The organism is Pseudoflavonifractor sp. AF19-9AC, from assembly GCF_003478995.1.
Classification (GTDB): Bacteria; Bacillota; Clostridia; order Oscillospirales; family Oscillospiraceae; genus Lawsonibacter.
On the sequence record NZ_QUGI01000007.1, the window covers coordinates 48,805 to 67,628 of the forward strand.

At 59.2% G+C, this 18,824-nt stretch carries 22 protein-coding genes; 12 read left to right on the forward strand and 10 right to left on the reverse strand.

Going from position 1 to position 18,824, the window contains the following annotated elements:
- Positions 1 to 6: 6 nt before the first annotated feature.
- Entirely contained in the window at positions 7 to 1,407 is a 1,401-nt protein-coding gene (locus DWX58_RS12065) for an MATE family efflux transporter (protein ID WP_243093475.1), read from the reverse strand.
- A gap of 308 nt (positions 1,408 to 1,715) precedes the next feature.
- Here DWX58_RS12065 and DWX58_RS12070 point away from each other — a divergent pair, with 308 nt between their 5' ends.
- From DWX58_RS12070 to DWX58_RS12085, 7 genes are all read left to right on the forward strand, one after another.
- Entirely contained in the window at positions 1,716 to 2,096 is a 381-nt protein-coding gene (locus DWX58_RS12070) for a GntR family transcriptional regulator (protein WP_118644166.1), read from the forward strand.
- Complete coding sequence (locus DWX58_RS12075; RefSeq protein ID WP_118644168.1) at positions 2,093 to 2,956, forward strand: ABC transporter ATP-binding protein; 864 nt, start codon at positions 2,093 to 2,095, stop codon at positions 2,954 to 2,956. Before DWX58_RS12070 ends, DWX58_RS12075 begins: the two co-directional genes overlap by 4 nt.
- Positions 2,953 to 3,588, forward strand: a complete 636-nt coding sequence (locus DWX58_RS12080) for an ABC-2 transporter permease (RefSeq protein ID WP_118644170.1) — start codon at positions 2,953 to 2,955, stop codon at positions 3,586 to 3,588. The genes DWX58_RS12075 and DWX58_RS12080 overlap by 4 nt, the downstream gene beginning before the upstream one ends.
- Complete coding sequence (locus DWX58_RS15250; RefSeq protein ID WP_158579279.1) at positions 3,589 to 3,756, forward strand: hypothetical protein; 168 nt, start codon at positions 3,589 to 3,591, stop codon at positions 3,754 to 3,756.
- 13 nt (positions 3,757 to 3,769) lie between these two features.
- Positions 3,770 to 3,934: a hypothetical protein gene (locus tag DWX58_RS15255; protein WP_158579280.1), complete on the forward strand. Its 165-nt coding sequence runs from the start codon at positions 3,770 to 3,772 to the stop codon at positions 3,932 to 3,934.
- A gap of 83 nt (positions 3,935 to 4,017) precedes the next feature.
- Positions 4,018 to 4,146: a hypothetical protein gene (locus tag DWX58_RS15915; protein WP_279229868.1), complete on the forward strand. Its 129-nt coding sequence runs from the start codon at positions 4,018 to 4,020 to the stop codon at positions 4,144 to 4,146.
- A gap of 79 nt (positions 4,147 to 4,225) precedes the next feature.
- Complete coding sequence (locus tag DWX58_RS12085; RefSeq protein WP_118644172.1) at positions 4,226 to 4,732, forward strand: cob(I)yrinic acid a,c-diamide adenosyltransferase; 507 nt, start codon at positions 4,226 to 4,228, stop codon at positions 4,730 to 4,732.
- 13 nt (positions 4,733 to 4,745) lie between these two features.
- On the opposite strand, the gene DWX58_RS15150 is transcribed toward DWX58_RS12085, so the two are convergent.
- A complete protein-coding gene (locus tag DWX58_RS15150) occupies positions 4,746 to 5,045 on the reverse strand; it encodes a hypothetical protein (RefSeq protein WP_147382272.1) in 300 nt (99 codons plus the stop codon).
- 40 nt (positions 5,046 to 5,085) lie between these two features.
- Here DWX58_RS15150 and ppdK point away from each other — a divergent pair, with 40 nt between their 5' ends.
- Entirely contained in the window at positions 5,086 to 7,719 is a 2,634-nt protein-coding gene (gene ppdK, locus DWX58_RS12090; protein ID WP_118644174.1) for a pyruvate, phosphate dikinase, read from the forward strand.
- 189 nt (positions 7,720 to 7,908) lie between these two features.
- On the opposite strand, the gene DWX58_RS12095 is transcribed toward ppdK, so the two are convergent.
- On the reverse strand, positions 7,909 to 8,982 hold the full coding sequence (locus DWX58_RS12095; RefSeq protein ID WP_118644176.1) for an FUSC family protein: 1,074 nt from the start codon (positions 8,980 to 8,982) through the stop codon (positions 7,909 to 7,911).
- Positions 8,969 to 9,415, reverse strand: coding sequence for a helix-turn-helix domain-containing protein (locus DWX58_RS12100; RefSeq protein ID WP_118644178.1), 447 nt, complete (start codon positions 9,413 to 9,415; stop codon positions 8,969 to 8,971). The genes DWX58_RS12095 and DWX58_RS12100 overlap by 14 nt, the downstream gene beginning before the upstream one ends.
- A gap of 252 nt (positions 9,416 to 9,667) precedes the next feature.
- Between DWX58_RS12100 and DWX58_RS12105 the strand changes: the two genes are divergently transcribed.
- Both DWX58_RS12105 and DWX58_RS12110 read left to right on the forward strand, forming a co-directional pair.
- Complete coding sequence (locus DWX58_RS12105) at positions 9,668 to 10,762, forward strand: metallophosphoesterase (RefSeq protein WP_118644180.1); 1,095 nt, start codon at positions 9,668 to 9,670, stop codon at positions 10,760 to 10,762.
- A gap of 33 nt (positions 10,763 to 10,795) precedes the next feature.
- Entirely contained in the window at positions 10,796 to 11,698 is a 903-nt protein-coding gene (locus tag DWX58_RS12110; RefSeq protein ID WP_118644182.1) for a phosphatidylglycerol lysyltransferase domain-containing protein, read from the forward strand.
- Positions 11,699 to 11,736: 38 nt separating this feature from the next.
- Here the strand turns inward: DWX58_RS12110 and DWX58_RS12115 are convergent, their stop codons facing one another.
- The 6 genes from DWX58_RS12115 to DWX58_RS12140 all read right to left on the reverse strand — a co-directional run bounded on the left by DWX58_RS12115 (position 11,737) and on the right by DWX58_RS12140 (position 16,535).
- On the reverse strand, positions 11,737 to 12,534 hold the full coding sequence (locus DWX58_RS12115; RefSeq protein WP_118644184.1) for a cell wall hydrolase: 798 nt from the start codon (positions 12,532 to 12,534) through the stop codon (positions 11,737 to 11,739).
- Positions 12,535 to 12,668: 134 nt separating this feature from the next.
- A complete protein-coding gene (locus tag DWX58_RS12120) occupies positions 12,669 to 13,145 on the reverse strand; it encodes a DUF4358 domain-containing protein (protein ID WP_118644186.1) in 477 nt (158 codons plus the stop codon).
- Between the two features lie 12 nt (positions 13,146 to 13,157).
- Positions 13,158 to 14,225 (reverse strand): GDSL-type esterase/lipase family protein, encoded by a 1,068-nt coding sequence (locus tag DWX58_RS12125; RefSeq protein ID WP_118644188.1) that lies wholly within the window; start codon positions 14,223 to 14,225, stop codon positions 13,158 to 13,160.
- 27 nt (positions 14,226 to 14,252) lie between these two features.
- A complete protein-coding gene (locus DWX58_RS12130; protein ID WP_118644190.1) occupies positions 14,253 to 14,711 on the reverse strand; it encodes a threonine/serine exporter family protein in 459 nt (152 codons plus the stop codon).
- A 13-nt stretch (positions 14,712 to 14,724) separates the two neighbouring features.
- The gene (locus tag DWX58_RS12135; protein ID WP_243093477.1) at positions 14,725 to 15,480 is read right to left on the reverse strand and encodes a threonine/serine exporter family protein; all 756 of its coding nucleotides are present in this window, start codon (positions 15,478 to 15,480) and stop codon (positions 14,725 to 14,727) included.
- A gap of 158 nt (positions 15,481 to 15,638) precedes the next feature.
- A complete protein-coding gene (locus tag DWX58_RS12140) occupies positions 15,639 to 16,535 on the reverse strand; it encodes a DegV family protein (RefSeq protein ID WP_118644192.1) in 897 nt (298 codons plus the stop codon).
- 300 nt (positions 16,536 to 16,835) lie between these two features.
- Here DWX58_RS12140 and DWX58_RS12145 point away from each other — a divergent pair, with 300 nt between their 5' ends.
- Together DWX58_RS12145 and DWX58_RS12150 are read left to right on the forward strand one after the other, a co-directional pair.
- Positions 16,836 to 17,531, forward strand: a complete 696-nt coding sequence (locus tag DWX58_RS12145) for a response regulator transcription factor (RefSeq protein WP_118644194.1) — start codon at positions 16,836 to 16,838, stop codon at positions 17,529 to 17,531.
- The gene (locus tag DWX58_RS12150) at positions 17,525 to 18,769 is read left to right on the forward strand and encodes an ATP-binding protein (protein WP_118644196.1); all 1,245 of its coding nucleotides are present in this window, start codon (positions 17,525 to 17,527) and stop codon (positions 18,767 to 18,769) included. Before DWX58_RS12145 ends, DWX58_RS12150 begins: the two co-directional genes overlap by 7 nt.
- The last annotated feature ends 55 nt before the right edge of the window (positions 18,770 to 18,824 follow it).

Below are 18,824 nucleotides of genomic sequence, written 5' to 3' on the forward strand. Positions count from 1 at the left end.
TTCGAATCATGCACGGCTGAGCCGGGCTGCGGGAAGCTGTTCCAGGGCGCGGCGATTCACCCAGTTCCGGCGTGTCCAGTACACCAGAGTGCTGACCACAGGCGGAATCAAATCCGACACCGCTTCCGCCAGGAAGGCAGCGTTCACTCCGAGAAGTCCGGGCAGGGTGAACAGGGCGATGAAATAGACCACCTTGCGCTGGAGGGAGAGAGGCAGGGAGTACTGTACCATGCCCATACCGGTAAAGGCATCCACCACCGCAAACTGGACGGCCAGCGGGATAATGCCCATGGTAGAAATACGGATAGCCTGCACAGCCAGACTGGACACCGCCGCATCTGGAGTAAAGACACGGGTGAAGGGAACGGCACAGAACTGAGCGATGAGGAACAAAACGCCGGTATAGATGAGGCACAGGGTAACAATCCATTTTTCCGCCTCCTGGATCCGGTCCGGCTGGCCGGCGCCGAAGTTGTACCCCAGAATGGTCTGCGTCCCTCCGGTGATGCCTCCCATGGGCATAGTGACCACCAGCATGAAGGACTGGCAAATAGTAGCGGCCGCCACCAGCTGGTCTCCTGCCGCGCCGCCCTTGCTCTGGAGCACGGCGTTCAGGCTGATGATCATTACGCTGTCAATGGCGTACATCAGGAAGGGGGCCAGCCCCATCAGCACCACACGCCCCAGAATCTTGGCCTGGTAGCCGCCGAAGGTGATCCGCACCGGCGGGACCTTGGAGAAGAGGAAGCAGAGCACATAGAGGCAGCTGCCAAACTGGCTGATGACAGTGGCAATGGCCGCTCCACGCACTCCCATATTCAAAACGAAGATAAACAGGGGATCCAGCACGATGTTCAGCACCGCCCCCAGCATCACCGATATCATCCCCTTTTTGGCAAACCCCTGGCAGATGATAAACTGGTTCATACCGGTGGATAGCAGGGCAAACAGAGTACCGCACACGTAGATGGTGAAGTAATCCATGGCATAGGGCAGGGTATCCGGACTGGCGCCGAACAGCACCAGCAGCGGCCGCCGGAAGGCCAGCGCCCCCGCCGTCAGCGCCAGCGAGATGGCGCACAGCAGCATGAAGCAGTTGGCCAGGATGGTCCGGGCCTCCTCCGTCCGCCCGCCGCCCATGCGCATGCTCACAAGCGGCGCGCCGCCGATACCCACCAAGAAGGCAAAGGAGGCAATGAGGGTGACGGCCGGGCCGCACACGCCCGCGCCTGCCAGAGCCAGACTTCCGATCTCCGGAATATTACCAATGTAAATACGGTCCACAATGCTGTACAGCACGCTGACAAACTGAGCCAGCAGGCTTGGAATCGCAATGCGAAGCACCAGACTCCGCACGGGATCCCGTCCCAGATCATTTTCCAGCTTCACAGTTTTTCGCTCCTTCAAACACAATCCCGTTTTCATCCATTTTGCGCGAGGCGCATTATACCACCGAAAAAAGCCCTTGTAAATGGTTGAACTGCATAGGATTTCCCCTGTTTCTTTAAAATTTCAAAGTATCCGTTTGTTCGTGTCTGGCCCGCTCCCCCATTTTCTTGCTGCCGACTCTTGACAAACGGCAAAAGCGTGTTATACTGTGCATATAGTATATATACAGTATTATCACAATAACAGCAGATGGCGGGACGGCGGCGTTGGACTTTGCGCAGAGCCGACAGCACACCACCCGTACACCTGCTTAGAAGGGGCGCCACATGGACATTATTCTCAGTAACTCCAGCGGAAAACCAATCTACGAACAGATCACCGACCAGGTGAAGGAGCAGATCATGACCGGTGCGCTGGCGGCGGGGGACGCCCTGCCCTCCATGCGGCTGCTGGCCAAGGAGCTTCGCATCTCCGTGATCACCACCAAGCGGGCCTACGAGGAGCTGGAACGGGACGGATTTCTGGAAAACGTCCCGGGCAAAGGCTGCTTTGTAGCGCCCCAGAATCAGGAGCTTTTGCGGGAGGCCCGCCTGCGGAAGGTGGAGGACGCCCTGTCCCTGGCCGTGGAGGAGGCCCGCAAAGGCGGCCTCACCCTGGAAGAGCTTCAGGAAATGCTGAACTTATTGTATAAAGGTGATAATCTATGACAAATAGTATTGAGATTCAAGGGCTCAACAAGTCCTACCCGGACTTTGCCCTGCGGAATATCAACCTCACCATGCCCGGTGGGGCCATCATGGGACTCATCGGGGAAAACGGAGCGGGCAAGACTACCCTCATGAAATGCATCCTTAACCTGGTCCGGCGGGACAGTGGGACCATCACCCTGATGGGCCATGACAACATCAAAGAGGAGCGGCTGGCCAAGGCGGAAATCGGCGTGGTTCTGGATGAGTGCTTCTTCCATGACACTCTGCGCCCCAAGGACGTGGGGGCCATTCTGGCCCCGGCCTTTCGGGACAGCTGGGACGGAGCACTCTACCGCGACTACCTGGACAAATTCCAGCTGCCCCAGGGCAAGCTAATCAAGGAGTTCTCCCGGGGCATGAAGATGAAGCTCTCCCTGGCCGCCGCCCTGGCCCACCGTCCCAAGCTCCTGCTGCTGGACGAGGCCACCGCTGGGCTGGACCCGGTGGTGCGGGATGAAATTCTGGATGAATTTCTCTCCTTTATCTGCGACGAGGAGCACTCCATCCTCATCTCCAGCCACATCACCTCCGACCTGGAGAAGGTGGCCGACTACATCACCTACCTCCACCAGGGCCAGATCGTTCTCTCTGACGCCAAGGACACCATCCTGGACAGCTACGGAAGGGTGGGCTGTACCGCGGCGCAGCTGGAAACCATCGATCCGGCAGATCTGGTGCGGGTGCGCCGGGGCTCCTTTGGCTGTGAGGCCCTGGTTTCGGACCGAAAGACCTTCCACCGCAGCTATCCCAGTCTCATGGTAGACCCCATCGCCCTGGAGGACATTATGCTCTTCATCGGAAAGGGGGCGTCGGCATGACCGGCCTCGTCTTAAAAGATATTCTGGTTCTGCGCAAATCCCTGCGAACCTACCTTCTGTTTCTCATCTTCTACTTCATCATGGCTTTGCTGGACCTGTTTTCCATCGCCTTTATCACTGCCTTCGTCCAGGTCATTGTGATGATCCTTCCCATGTCCTCCTTCGCCTACGACGAACAGGCCAAGTGGGACCGGTATGCCATGACCCTTCCCCTGGGCCGCCGGGCGGTGGTGGGCGCCAAGTATATTTTTGTGGTGCTGATGATTCTGGTGGCCGCCACTTTCGCCCTCCTGTCCTGCGTGGCCCTGTCCATCACCGCCGCGGAGCCGGTGGAAGAAAATCTGCTTTCCGGCGTGGCATCCCTGAGCGTGGGCCTGCTGGCAGTGGAGCTGACCCTGCCTCTCAACTACAAGCTGGGGGCGGAACGGGCCCGTCCCTTCCTCTTCGCCATCATCTTCATCCCCGTCATTTTATTTGTTCTGGCCGCCCGGGCGGGCTGGCTGGACGGACTGGATCAGCTCTCCCCTGACGTGGTTCTGCCCCTGCTGTGCCTCATCCCCCTGCTCCTTCTCCTGGGACTTCCGGTGTCCTACCTCGTCTCCTGCCGCATCGTGGAGCAAAAGGAGTTTTAAATGAAGGCCGGTGTGCTTTTGATCTGGACCGGCTGTCTGCTGGCCCTGGCTCTGGCTGCGCTCCACTTTGCCTTCGTGGCCACTCCCCGGGAGCGGCTGCTCACCCTGGCTCTTCTCCTGTCCACGGCCTGCAGTCTGGACCGGAACGTCCGCTCACCTCATAAATAGAAGGCTTATAAATATGCAACCAAATCCCGTTCTGATCTGGGCCGGACGCATCGCCGCCCTCCTCATGGTTATCCTGACTCTGACCGGAGTCATCCCGGCGGGCGGCGTATTGTCCTGGAGCCTGGTCGCCCTGGCCGTCATCCTGATTCTACTGGGCGGCGGCGGCCGGCGGCACTGAAAATTCCCCGCTCCTCTTGTCTTTCTCCCACCGGGTGTGTTAAAATAAGGTGTACTGAATAAAGTTTCAGGGGAGTGTGTGTTATGACTGCAAAAGAGGCAATTCGGGAGCTGGAGCAAATCAAGCAATACTGCACCGCCAGGGCGATTCCTGCGGTGGACTACGCCATCAAGGTTCTTCAGCAGACCATGGAGGAATCCAAGGAGCAATAAACCCGTAATCCATCCGGCTGCCGGGCCGCTGCGTCTTCGGCAGCCGGACTTTTCTATGTTCTCCCACAGGAGGTTTTTCATGATTCACATCTATTGGGGCGACGGCAAGGGCAAGACCACCGCGGCCATGGGGCTGGCGCTCCGCATGGCCGGTCGGGGCCGGCCGGTGGCCATCGCTCAGTTTATGAAGGGGCAGGACAGCGGCGAGCGCGCCGCTTTGGCCCAGCTGCCCAATGTCACGCTGCTGGACATCCCAAAGGAGGTCAAGTTCTCCTTTGCCCTCACTCAGGAGGAATTCCAGGCGGAGGCCGATCGCAGCCTGCGGCTGTTGGAGGAGGCGGCCGCCCTGGCCCGCCAGCCAGGCTGGGGGCTGCTGGTTCTGGATGAGGTGTGCACCGCTGTGGAGACAGGGCTTCTCCCCCTTCAGGCCGTGCTGGACTGCCTGGACACCCCTGCCGAAGTCGTGCTCACCGGACACAATCCTCATCCGGCTCTGCTGGACCGCGCGGATTATATAACCCGCATGGAAAAGGTGCGCCACCCTTACGATCAGGGAATTTCCGCCCGGAATGGTATCGAATTTTAAGTTAAGCGCCGCTTTAACTTTCTTTTTTAACTGCCCAATCTGCATCTTGCGTTTCTTCTCCTCTCCGTGCCGGAATTAAGCCTCCTTTTCCGCCCGGAAAGCCCTCTTTTTCTTTTTTCACAGAATTTTGCGTTTTCGTGTCCGATTTGTTTCTTTTCACATAAGAACTCCATTCTTTTTCAAATTTTGTTGCAGTTTTTTTAAGAAAATGATTGCAATATTTCCTGCAAATGGTATAATGACTTTTGCGGTATTTTTCGCCGTTCAGGCGGCAGACCGCTGCGATTATATCCTCCGGCTTCGGATGGGGCACACCCTGCCTGAGGCCGCTACTGAAGAAAGGAATGACGTAAATGGCAAAGAAATTCGTGTACCTCTTCTCCGAAGGCAACGGCAAGATGCGTGAGCTGCTGGGCGGCAAGGGCGCCAACCTGGCCGAGATGACCAGCCTGGGCATGCCTGTGCCCCAGGGCTTCACCATCACCACCGAGGCCTGCACCCAGTACTATGAGGACGGCGAGAAGATCAACGACGAGATCCAGGCCGAGATCATGGAGTACATCACCAAGATGGAAGAGATCACCGGCAAGAAGTTCGGCGATCTGGAGAACCCCCTGCTGGTCTCCGTCCGTTCCGGTGCCCGCGCCTCCATGCCCGGCATGATGGACACCATCCTGAACCTGGGCCTGAACGAGGACGTGGTTGAGGTCATCGCCAAGAAGTCCGGCAACCCCCGCTGGGCTTATGACTGCTATCGCCGCTTCATCCAGATGTACTCCGACGTCGTCATGGAAGTGGGCAAGAAGTACTTCGAGGAGCTCATCGACGAGATGAAGGCCAAGCGCGGCGTCACTCAGGACGTGGAGCTCACCGCCGACGACCTGAAGGAGCTTGCCGGCCAGTTCAAGGCTGAGTACAAGGAGAAGATCGGTGCCGACTTCCCCACCGACCCCAAGGAGCAGCTCATGGGCGCCATCAAGGCCGTGTTCCGTTCCTGGAACAACCCCCGCGCCATTGTGTACCGCCGCATGAACGACATTCCCGGTTCCTGGGGCACTGCCGTCAACGTTCAGTCCATGGCCTTCGGCAACATGGGCGACGACTGCGGCACCGGTGTTGCCTTTACCCGTAACCCCGCCACCGGCGAGAAGAAGCTGATGGGCGAGTTCCTGACCAACGCCCAGGGCGAGGACGTGGTGGCCGGTGTTCGTACCCCCATGCCCATCCAGGAGATGGCCGACAAGTTCCCCGAGGCCTTCAAGCAGTTCGAGCAGGTCTGCCAGACTCTGGAGAACCACTACCGCGACATGCAGGACATGGAGTTCACCGTTGAGAACGGCAAGCTCTACATGCTGCAGACCCGTAACGGCAAGCGTACCGCTGCCGCCGCTCTGAAGATCGCCTGCGACCTGGTGGACGAGGGCATGATCTCCGAGCAGGAGGCCGTTGCTATGATCGACCCCCGCAACCTGGACACCCTGCTGCACCCCCAGTTCGACCCCGCCGCTCTGAAGAAGGCCACCCCCGTGGCCAACGCCCTGCCCGCCTCCCCCGGCGCTGCCTGCGGTAAGATCGTCTTCACCGCCGATGACGCCAAGGAGTGGGCTGCCCGCGGCGAGAAGGTGGTTCTGGTCCGTCTGGAGACCAGCCCCGAGGACATCGAGGGCATGGTCGCTTCCCAGGGCATCCTGACCGTCCGCGGCGGCATGACCTCTCACGCCGCCGTCGTGGCCCGCGGCATGGGCACCTGCTGTGTCTCCGGCTGCGGCGCCATCAAGATGGACGAGGACAACAAGCAGTTCGAACTGGCCGGCAAGGTCTACCACGAGGGTGACTGGCTCAGCCTGGACGGCTCCACCGGCAACATCTACGGCGAGGCCATTCCCACTGTGGACGCCTCCATCTCCGGCGAGTTCGGCCGCATCATGGCTTGGGCTGATGAGTTCCGTGACCTGAAGGTCCGCACCAACGCCGATAACCCCCGCGATACCAAGCAGGCTGTGAAGTTCGGCGCCGAGGGCATCGGCCTGTGCCGTACCGAGCACATGTTCTTCGAGGGTGACCGTATCCGCGCCATCCGCGAGATGATCTGCTCCGACACCGTGGAGCAGCGCGAGAAGGCTCTCAGCAAGCTGGAGCCCATGCAGCAGGGCGACTTTGAGGCCATGTATGAGGCTCTGGAGGGCCGTCCCATGACCGTCCGCTTCCTGGATCCCCCGCTGCACGAGTTCGTGCCCACCGAGGAGGCTGACATCGAACAGCTGGCCAAGGATATGGGCAAGTCCGTCGCCGACATCAAGGCCATCATCGCCGGCCTGCATGAGTTCAACCCCATGATGGGTCACCGCGGCTGCCGTCTGGCTGTCACCTATCCTGAGATTGCTGCCATGCAGACCCGCGCCGTCATCAAGGCCGCTCTGAACGTCCAGGCCAAGCACCCCGACTGGAACATGGTTCCCGAGATCATGATCCCCCTGGTTGGCGAGGTCAAGGAGCTGGCTTTCGTGAAGAAGACCGTGGTGGAGACCGCCGACGCCATCATCAAGGCTGCCGGCTCCAACATGAAGTACCACGTTGGTACCATGATTGAGATCCCCCGCGCCGCCCTCACCGCTGATGAGATCGCCAAGGAGGCCGAGTTCTTCTCCTTCGGCACCAACGACCTGACCCAGATGACCTTCGGTTTCTCCCGTGATGACGCCGGCAAGTTCCTGGAGTCCTACTACACCAACAAGATCTACGAGAGCGATCCCTTCGCCCGTCTGGACCAGAACGGCGTGGGCAAGCTGGTCAAGATGGCTGCTGAGCTGGGCCGTCAGACCCGCCCCGACCTGAAGCTGGGCATCTGCGGCGAGCACGGCGGCGATCCCTCCTCCGTGGAGTTCTGCCACAACGCGGGTCTGGACTACGTGTCCTGCTCCCCCTTCCGTGTGCCCATCGCTCGTCTGGCTGCCGCCCAGGCTGCCATCAAGAACCCCCGTAAGTAAGAATTTTGTCCTCTGCCATCGGGTTTGATAAGGCGCAGGCCTTATGAAGTCCATGGTTATCCGGACGACATGATTTGACCTTGGAGGTTCCCATCTAAGCAACAAAACCCCCGCACATTCCCAATTGGGAAATGTGCGGGGGTTTTTGTTTGGGGTGTTCTTCTTCGTCTGGCACCCCTTTATACATTTTTAAAGGGCTTCCCTTCCCTCTTGTGCGCGCAGAAACCGAACCGCCACCAGCTGATGGAAGATCGCTGCGAAGACCAGACCGAAGGTTACCCCCAGAATCGTATCCGCAATACGGAGGATCACAGCACCCTGGATTCCGTATATCCCGGCCGCCAGCATCAACGCTCCAAAACAGTTCATGGCTGTCTTATACCGGTAATCGGTGCAGAAGCCCAGGCACAATCCGCCCAACGGCCCCAGCAGGGAGCGCATCGACTCCGGCACCATCCAATACAAAATAAAAAACAGGGCAGAACCTGCAATTGCACCCACAATCCGCTGCCAGAAGCGGGGAAATCCATTGCCGGAATACGGATATTCCGACAACAGCGATGCGCAGACAAATCCCATCCACATAAACCGCTCCACGCCCAGAACCTGCCCCGCCGTCATGACCAAGCTTACACCAAGCGCCATGCGCAGCTGCCACAGGCAGACCGGCCTGGACAAATGAAACGTTCCCACCACATGGTGAAACCGCACCACTTTATGCTGATGCCGGTGCTTGACAAACAGGACGACACCGCAGATCAAATATCCGGTCAGTGCCAACAGCCCGCGGCGCACCAAAGCCTCTCCCATAACCGGGTTTCCCGTGAGATAGACGTAAGCAAAGCTGTATAGACCACCGTTTCCCATCTCGGGCCTCTGCGTTGTGATGCAAAGGAGTCCCAAAAAGCAGATAAAGTGCATGGGGACCAAAAAAAGCGGCGGAAGGACCGTGGCCGCACTTGGCGCCAGCACCAGAATGGCCAGGGCTGCTGCCAGCGTGAAAAGGGAGTCTCCGACGCAGTACTCAAAATTGACAAAGCGGATACCCAGAAGGATGCAGAATAACACCACCGCCATAGGTGTGTTATCCGAACCAAACAGTCCGGACAGCAGGCTGATGACAACAATGGCAAACGCCACGATCAATATGGAGCGGACAGCCATGGCTCCCCAGTAATACAGCTTGTCCTGCTTAGTACTGCAAGCGGCGATTTTCTGCTTGAGCACCACAGGATCCATCTGCAGCGCATCATAAAATCTCATTTTCAAGCCTGTTTCCTTGTCCTTTCTCCAGATGTCCAGCCAGCTTATCTGCATAATGCATGAACATCTCAAAATCCTCACCCGCACTGCGCCACAGGTCATAAAAGGGCTGCAGAATACATTCATACCCTCTTTTTAGCTCCGCAAGTCCGGTATCGGTCATAAATAGCCGGTAGCTCCGCTCATCCGTGGTGCTGCGCTGTCTCCGGATGCAGCCCTTTTCATAGAGGGCCTTCAGGCAGCGGCTTACCGCCTCTCGCTTCATCCCAGTTCCTTTGCTGAGCAAAACAGGCGTGTTTTCTTCCGGCTGCAAGTAGAGGTGTGCCAATAGCTCACATTCGCTGACCGTCAACACGGAAGTGCGTTCCGGAAGCAGAGAGCGCATCATTTTTTGCATCAGCTGCTGGTAGTGAACCATATCTGTCCATTCCATGGAAATCTCCTCCACATATAGTTAACGTTGTTAATCATATAGCGTAGAGCTGGATTTGTCAACTACACCCACAGAACATTTTCCGCTTTTCCCCAATTGCATAACATCTCCCAGCCTCCTCACTGCCTCCCCTGTGCAAATTCCTTGCATTTCGGGGCCGCGCTGTGCTATGATGTCGGTGCACAACCTGCACCCAGAGCGGGAATTCTCTGGGGTGCCCCATTCAGATCCACAGAGAGGAAGATCATCGCCATGGACCGCGCCATCGTCATTCACCCCCAATTTCAGACCGGACAGCGCATCATCGCCGTCAGCGACATCCACGGCAATCTGCCCTTTTTCCAGGCACTTATGGACCAAATCCAGCTCACCACCCAGGATGCCCTGGTGCTGGTGGGAGACATGCTGGAAAAGGGACGGGACAGTCTGGCTCTTCTGAGGCACCTGATGGAGCTGTCCAAAACCCACCATCTCTACCCCCTGTGCGGCAACTGCGACGGGCTGGTGCTGCGCTTTTTTGAGACGGACGCCCTGGACGACCGCTTCTTTTCCTCCTATCTCCCCCAGCACCCCGAGTCCACCCTGCGGCAGCTGGCCCGTGAGGGAGGCTTTGAGCAGCTGGAGGACCTGCCCAAGCTACGCCAGGATCTGCGGGCGGCCTATCCGGAGATCCGGGCCTGGCTGCAGAAGATGCCCACCATTCTGGAAACGGAGCATCTGGTGTTTGTCCACGGCGGCGTTCCCTCTCTGTCCAACATGGAGGAGCTGGAACGGTGGCGCTGCATGAAAAACGACGATTTTCTCGGCCAGAACCGCTCCTTCGACAAGTGGGTCATCGTGGGCCACTGGCCGGTGACCCTCTACAATCCCAACATTCCCTCTGCCGCCCCCATTCTGCTGCGGGACCGGAAGATTGCCTCCATCGATGGAGGCTGTGTGCTGAAAATGGATGGGCAGCTCAACGCCCTCATCCTCCCCTCAGAGGACTCCCAGGACTTCTCCTGGCAGGCCTGGGACGGTCTCCCGGTGGTGAAGGCGCTGGATCCCCAGGAGGCCTCTGCCGACTCGGTCAACGTCCGCTGGGGCCGCAGCGCTCTGGAGCTTCTGGAGGAGGGGGAGGAGACCTCCCTGTGCCGCCATCTGGAGAGCGGACGGGTCCTGCCCATTCTGAACCGCTACCTGCGCCGGGACCAGCGCGGGCTGTGGTGCGAGGACTCCACCGACTACCGTCTGCCCGTCTCCCCCGGAGACCATTTGTCCCTGGTTCAGACCACAAAGCAGGGTTTTTTGTGCAAAAAAGAGGGGGTTACAGGGTGGTATTATGGTCGAATATCGGATATAATGTAGAGCGACTAAACCAAACGATAAGGATTTTTTACTATGCTGGATTTTCATCCCCTGCAGCTGCAGGATCTCCCCAAACTGCGTCAATTTTTCGATTACAGCGGAAGCCGCATCTGTGACACCACGCCCGGCACCTGCTTCATCTGGCGGGACATGTACAAGACCGAGTGGGCTGTCTATGACGGCTCTCTCTATTTCAAGGTGTACTACCCCGGCCTGGGCTACACCTTCACGCTCCCCCTGGGGGGCGGCCGCAACGAGCACTACCGCCAGATCTCGGACTACTGCTGCCGCCGGAAGCTGCCCATTGCCTTCTACCCCGTCCCCAAGGACGAGCTGGAGCGCATTCAGGAGTTCTTCCCCAACAGCGCCGCCATCCCCGAGCGTGACAACTTCGATTACCTGTACCGGGCGGAAGATCTGAAGTACTTCCGGGGCAAAAAGCTCAGCGGACAGCGCAACCACGTCAACAAGTTCCTGAAAACCTATGGAAACTGGACCTTCCGGGTGATTACTCCCGAGGACATCCCCGTGGTCAAGGCCTTCCTGGACCGGTACGCCAGCCGGGTGGACAAGGCGGCGGCCTCCTTCCACGAGGACATCGCCAAAACCCACGAGGTGCTGGACAATTACACCACCTATGACATGCTGGGCGGCATGCTGCTGGTGGATGGAGAGGTGGTGGGCTTCTCCCTGGGTGAAATCATCGGCGACACCCTGTTCACCCACATTGAGAAGGCCGACCGCACCTATGAGGGCTGCTACCAGATGCTGGTGGCCCAGTTTGCCCAGCAGTTTGCCCATGAGGGCGTCCACTTCATCAACCGCGAGGACGACGCCGGCGATCTGGGCCTGCGCACCAGCAAGCTCTCCTACCATCCGGTGGCGCTGCTGGAAAAGTACACCGTAACGGTGGAGGAGCCCTGCTCCTTCTGCTAAACTAACAAAAAAAGGGACGGCCTATGGCCGTCCCTTTTTCAGAGGTAAAAATCGTGTCCGCCGATGCTGGTGTAGTAGGTGCGGTTATTGACAATCCAGGTCCCTTCGGACAGGGCGGGGGCAAAGAAATAGAGGCTTTTCCCCACCACCTGGGCCCCCTCCAGGGTCATCTTGGCCGCCAGAACAGAGGACTGGGCAGGCTCGTTGTAGACCGTTCCATTGGCCACCGGCTCAAACTGTACCGCGTATTTGGTGTCAAAAATGACGTCCTTAATGGTGTCCGGAAACTGTTTGTCCGCCACCCGGTTCAAAACCACATTGCCCACGGCAATCTGGCCCACCAGAGGCTCCCCCCGGCTCTCCGCCGAGATGATGCGGGAGAGCCAGTAGAGATCCTCCTCATTATAGTTTGCCTGGGGCGCGGATGCGCCGGTCAGCCCCAGGGACGCGGTGGCTGTTTTAGGGTTCCAGCCCAAGGATCCCCCTGTGGCTGCGGCCACCACCCGCAGGGGCAGCGTCAGTTTGCCGTCCACCACCCGTACACCGCCCTCCACATAGAGGGCGCGGTCATTGCTCAATATGTACAGATCCCCTGGCCGGGCGGACAGCTCCAGGTCCTGCCCCTTCAGCCAGGCGCGGCTCCCGTCCCAGCTCAGCTCATAGTCCGAGTGCTGGGCCAGGGCCCGCAGGGTCATATAGCTGGTTCCGTCTTCAATCCATCCTTGTTCGGCGGTGAGAGGCTGACCGTTGGCCTCGACGGACGCTCCCCAGGCCGGAACAGTCAGGGCCGCCGCGGTCATCAGGGCAGCAGCGGCCCCCTTCCATCGTCGGTTCATGTTGTTATTTCCTCCTATGCAGGTTTATAACAAGATTGTAACCGACTGCCCCCCAGAAAGACAAGCTGTAAGTTTTTCCACCTATTTCAACAAAAAATGCCGTTTGGAGCACTCCAAACGGCATTTTTGATTCTTTATTTGCTGCCCACGGCATCCTTGGCGGCCTGGACGTCGTTGGCCACGACCATCAGCACGGTATTGCCCCGCTGCTCCACCCAGGCTCCTTCCAGCTTGGGAATTTCCGCCGGGCGGTAATCGGTATTGGAGGCAATCTGACCCTCCAGATAGGTCTGGAGAGACTGGACGGCAGTCTCCGCCGCCTTCTCGTCGTCAAAAATCAGCACAGCCAGCTCCTCGCAGGTAGCGCCCGCAGACCGGCGGACCAGACCGCCAGTCAAATTCTCCCGGCTCAGTCCCCCGTCCTCCAGCTTATAGAGCAGAAAGGCGGTGTCCAGATCCAGCTCCTCCAGTTCCTCGGAAAAGGCGCCGGAGCTGAGAATCTCCTGCCCGTGCTCCTCGGTCCAGGAGGCCAGGCTCTCCTTCTGGCTGCCACAGCCGACCAGGGCCATGACCAGCATTGCACCGGCCAGCAATAACATCCACTTCTTCATGGTGATCTCCTCCTATGCAAGTTCCGTCTGACCCTGATCCACCGCTCCGCCGGATCCGTTCCCGGAGGGGTACAGGGTCTCATAATCCACCGTGTGGGTCTTTAAGTAAGCCAGCCACTGCCGGCACCAGTCGCCCCGGAGATGGACGCCATCCTTGCTGGCCTCGGCGGGCAGCTCTCCGTTGGCATCCACAAACTCCGAATACAGATCCAGGAACACCACGCCCTCCTCCTGGGCCGCCTTGCGCATCAGGTCGTTGTAGACCCGCAGGTGCTCGTTAGTCAGATAGCGGGACCCGCCTGTCTTCGCGATCACCCCTTCGTTCAGGGGAATGAGCCCCTGGATGTAGATGACCGCGTTGGGCTGCAGCTGGCGAATGGTCTCAATGGCGTCACAGTAGCTGTTGTAAAAGCCCTTGTCGTTGTTGTAGCCCAGCTCATTGACTCCCAGGGAGAGATACACCTTTCCGTACTGCTCCAGGGCCAGGGCCTCCAGAAGAGTGTACTTTTTCCCGTCAATGGTCAGTGCCTTCTTCTCCTTCAGCTTGAAGATGGACAGGCCGTTGGAGGTCAGGTTCTTGCCGTGGCCGATGCCGCTGTAAATCATAAAGCCGTCGGTGCGGGAGTCGCCGATGAAGGCGGCGTCTGCAAAGTAGCTGTTGTCCACCTCCGGACTCTCGGGCACGGGCTGGCTGAAGTCGTAAGAGCTGCCCTCCGTTCCCGGGACCTGTACTTCGCCGTGATCCGCTTTTTGCTCCGGCTTGTCCTGGGCCGCTTCGGTCTCGTGAACTGGGGCGGTTTCCCCCTCCTGCTCCGGCTTGTTCTCCTGGGGCGGCTGGGGCTCCGTCGGCTCAGGACTCTCTGTCCTCTGGGTGGATTCGCCCTCCCCGTCAGGTTCCGTCACATCCGGCGTTTCATTTTGGTTCTCCCGGGATACCGGCGGCTCCACCGCCGTGCTCCCGCTGGTTTCCGCCGAATAGCCTCCGGCGCGGTCAGCCCGTGCACATCCTCCGGCTGCCAGCAGCCCCAGGATGCACAGGGTAAAAAGTGCCGTTCTCCAACGGCTTTGTGTGATACGCATGTGTGTCCTCCGCTTGGAATTGAGTTCTCAGGTCCCTCCCCGGCGGAGATGGGGCAGTAGGGCCCGCAGCACCGAGGTGGTCAGCATGGCTCCCACCGACAGGGCGGCGGCAAAGCCAAAGGTGTGCAGCAGGGTGGACAGGAACAGCTGGGTCTCTCCCTCCACGCAGTACTGCATGGTGTAATAGATGCCCGCCCCCGGCACCAGCGGCAGCAGAGCCACCTGGAGGTAACCCGTCACCGGACAGCGGCGGATGCGGGCCATGACCTCCGAATAAACTCCGATGACAATGGCAGCCAGAAAGGCAGCAAAGATATCTCCCATTCCAAGGCGCACCGTCAGCAAATAGGCCAGCCAGCCCAGCCCAGCCCCAAAGCCGCAGATCAGCACGCCCACGCCCTGGATGTTGAACACCAGGCCGAAGCCCACACAGGCCAAAGAGGCCCACAGGCAGGGCAGTATATAACCCGTCATAATTTCGCCCATTTTCCCAGCCTCCTCACAGATACTGCCCCAAAACCAGGGGGATGGCGGTACCCAGCGCCATGGCTGTGGCCACCAGAAGTACCTCCGCCGTGCGGTTGAGGCCGGAAAAAATGTCCCCCGCCATGATCTCCCGCATGGCGTTGGTCAGGGCCCGTCCGGGTACCAACACCATGAGGGTGCCGATGGTAATGGCCTCCAGATTTTGTCCCACACCGATCCGCACCAGCACCAGGGCCAGAACAGCCGCCACCGCGGCCTGAACCACCGTGCAGAAGAAGATGTTGGACCCGGTCAGCCACTGGCCGTAGAGAATGCAGCCGCCCACCGCCATACCGCACAGCGCGGCGCTGATGCAGTCCCAGAAGCCTCCGCCGAAAAACAGGGCGAAAAATCCCGTGGTCATCATGTAACCCAAAAGCAGAACATAGGAGGGAAACTGCCGGCAGTTTGACAGCTGCTCCATCATCCGCTCCGCCTCCTCCACCGGGGCAGGGTCCCGACACAGCCGGCGGCACAGCTCATTGCACCGCTCCAGCAGTTCGATGTCCGTTCCGTGGGCCGGGATGCGGCACATACGGGTAATGGGGTGACCCTGGGGGGTAGTGACACTGACGATGAGGCAGTTGGGAATGGCAAAGATCTGGGGGTCCAGGCCGTAGGCCTTCAGAAGCCGTTCCACCGACTCCTCCACCCGGTAGATCTCTGCGCCGCTTTCCATCAGCCTGCGGCCCAGCTCCACGCCCAGGTTCAGCAGCTTATCATAATCCATGAAAGGTTCCCCTCTCTTTAGACAGAATATCATGTTTCCCGGAAAAAACAAGGGACAAGGGGGTTACAGTTTCTCCTTTAAAAGTAACAGCTCTGTTACGGGTTGTCCAGTCCCTCGGGCAAAAAAACAGCGCCGGAAATCCGACGCTGTTTGGCCGCTTAAAAAACGGACCGGCGCAGAATTCCCACGCCGATGGGTGTTGGGCCGGTGTGAACGCCGATGGTCACACCAATCTGATAGGGCTCCGAGACAGGTACTTCCCAGCCCCGCTCCCGCAGCCCCGCAAAGAGCTCGGCGGTAAACTGGTCGTATTCCTCCCGGTCCAGTCCAAAGCCGGTGACCACCCGCCACTGCTTCAGGTCCAGCTCCTCCCGCTCCACATAGCGATAAAAGAGCTCCCGCACCCGCTGCAGAGACTTCTTCCGCCCCTGGGCAATGCCGTCTGAGATCAGTCCCCGGTTGTGATAGCCGATGAGGGGCTTCACCTTCAGAAGGGCTCCGGTGGTGGCCGCCGCCTTGCCAATGCGGCCGCCGTGGCGGAGGTAATCCAGGTCATTGGTGGTGAAGAAAATCCGGCCGCTCTCCCGGATGGGCTCCAGAGCCGCCACCGCCTGCTCCAGCGTGCAGCCCTGATCCCGCAGGAGGACGGCCTCCTCCACCAACTGCCCCTGAAGTACGGTGGCCAGCTGGGAGTCCATCACGTAAATCTCCGCCTGAGGATACTCCTCCAGCAACACCTCCCGGGCGTTGCGCGCCCCCTGGATGGAGCCGCTGAAGGGCTCGTTGAGGCAGATGCACAAAACCGGCACGCCCTCCCGCACCGACGGCTCAAAGGCCTCCAGATAGTCCTCCACCGTGGGCATGGAGGTTTTGGGAAAATCCCCCGGGCGCTGGGCCATCATGCGATAAAAGTCCTGACTGGTGATGTCCCGTTCCTCCCGGTAATAGGGCTCTCCCTCAAAAGCCACATAGAAGGACACCAGGGTAATCCCCATTCGGCTGGCCCGCTCCTGACCCAGATCGCAGGAGCTGTCGCTGACAATATGAAACTTCATCGTTCTCTCCTTCGCTGGCATCTGTCGTCCGGCACCTGGGCAAATGGCTCCGTCCGGTTTCCCTTGACCCCTGCCGCCACGGGGGCACCGGCCTTATGATATAGTAAATATGATATACCAAATTTAAAAAATCCACAATAAGATTTCAGAAAGACGAAATTTCTTTTCCTTTTTCTTTTCTTTTTTCACTGTTCTGGCTTATTTATCCCTTTTATGTTATACTGAAGTCCCGGTTTTCAGGGCAATTACAGCTTTAGAGGGTACAATGGTGTCACATCAACGCACCGGGAGGCTTTTTATATGCGCGTTTTAATTATTGAAGACGAGGTCCGCCTGGCCGAGACTCTGCGTCAGCTGATGAAGGAGCTGCTCTATCAGGCCGATGTGGTACACAACGGACAGGATGGGCTGGACTATGGCCTGGCAGGCCAGTACGATCTCATTCTGCTGGACGTGATGCTGCCTGGCCTGGACGGTTTCCAGGTGGCCCGGCAGCTGCGGGCGGCCCGGATCTCCACCCCCATTCTCATGCTCACAGCCCGGGATGAGGTGGCCGACAAAATCAACGGTCTGGACTGCGGCGCCGACGACTATATGACCAAGCCCTTTGACACTGGCGAGCTGCTGGCCCGGGTTCGGGCCCTCACCCGCCGCCAGGGCGAAATTCTCAGCGATGTGCTCACCATGGGCGACCTCTCCCTGGACTGCAACTCCCACGCTCTCTCCTGCGGCGAGCGCTCCTTGCGCCTGGGCTTCAAGGAATATGAGGTCATGCGCCTTCTGCTGGTGAACCAGGGCAGCGTCATTGCAAAGGAGACTCTGATCACCAAGGTCTGGGGTATGGAGTCGGAGGCGGAGGACAACAATGTGGAGGTGTATATCTCCTTCCTGCGGAAAAAGCTCTCCTATCTCAACAGCAAGGTGGTCATCAGCACCATCCGTAAGGCGGGCTACTTTCTGGAAAACAGCCAGCCCCAAGAGGAACCCTCATGCTGAAGAAGCTGCGGCGGAAATTCATTGCCATCAACATGATTCTGGTCAGCCTGGTGCTGATCATCGTCTTCGCCTCCCTGGTATTCTCCACTGCAAAGCAGCTGGAGCAGGATGCCTTCACCGCCCTTGAAATCGCCCTGCGCTGGGAGCGTCCCGACGACCCCAGGCCCTTTACCTTTGGCCTTCCCCCACAGAATTCAGAGGGACGAAGCCGCCTCATCCCCGTGTTCTGCGTCACCGTCTCTCCGGAGGGTGACCTGGACACCCTGACCTTAGGGAACGGTGCCAATGTCTCTGACGAGGTTTTGAAGCAGGCAGTGGAGGAGGCCCTGGCCAGCGGAGAGGAGCGGGGCATTCTGGAGGAGATGGGTCTGCGCTTCCGGGTCCGCACCATCTCCGATGGCAGCCGCATCGCCTTCTCCGACATGAGCTGGGAGCGCTCCTCTCTCACCCGCCTGATTCTCACCTCGCTGCTGACGGGACTGGCTGCCATGGTGTGCTTCTTCCTCATCAGTGTTCTCCTCTCCCGCCTGGCCCTCCGCCCGGTGGAGCGGGCCTGGGAACAGCAGAACCAATTTGTGGCCGACGCCTCCCACGAGCTGAAGACCCCCGTCACCGTCATCCTGGCCAACACGGGAATCGTGCTCTCCCACTCCGACCAGTCGGTGTCCGACAACCAAAAATGGCTGGAATATATCCAGGCGGAGGGGCAGCGGATGAAGGCCTTGGTGGAGGATCTGCTTTTTCTGGCCAAAAACGACGCGGCCGGACTTCCCGCCACCCGAACTATCAATTTCAGCGATCTGACCGAGGGGTGCCTGCTCCGCTTTGAGTCGGTGGCCTTTGAGCAGGGGGTGGAACTCACCAGCCAAGTGACCCCCGGCCTTACTCTGGTTGGGGACAGGGCCAGTCTGGAGCGGCTTGTGATAATCCTGCTGGACAACGCCATCAAATATGCCGGTCGGGGCGGCACAGTCTCCCTTTGTCTGGAGCAACAGCAGGACCGGGGGGTACTGACCATGGTCAATTCCGGTCCCCCCATCCCTGCGGAGCATCTGCCCCACCTGTTTGAGCGCTTTTACCGGGCGGACAGCTCCCGCAGCCGGGACCAGGGCGGCTATGGCCTGGGATTGCCCATTGCTCAGGCAGTGGCCCAGGCCCACCGGGGCTCCATTACGGTAACCAGCAGCGCCGCCCAGGGCACCGTGTTTACCGTAACCCTCCCTTTGACACGCTCCTGATCATTGAGCTATACAGAAAAGCCCCCGCGCTTTGTGGCGCGGGGGCTCTTTCTTA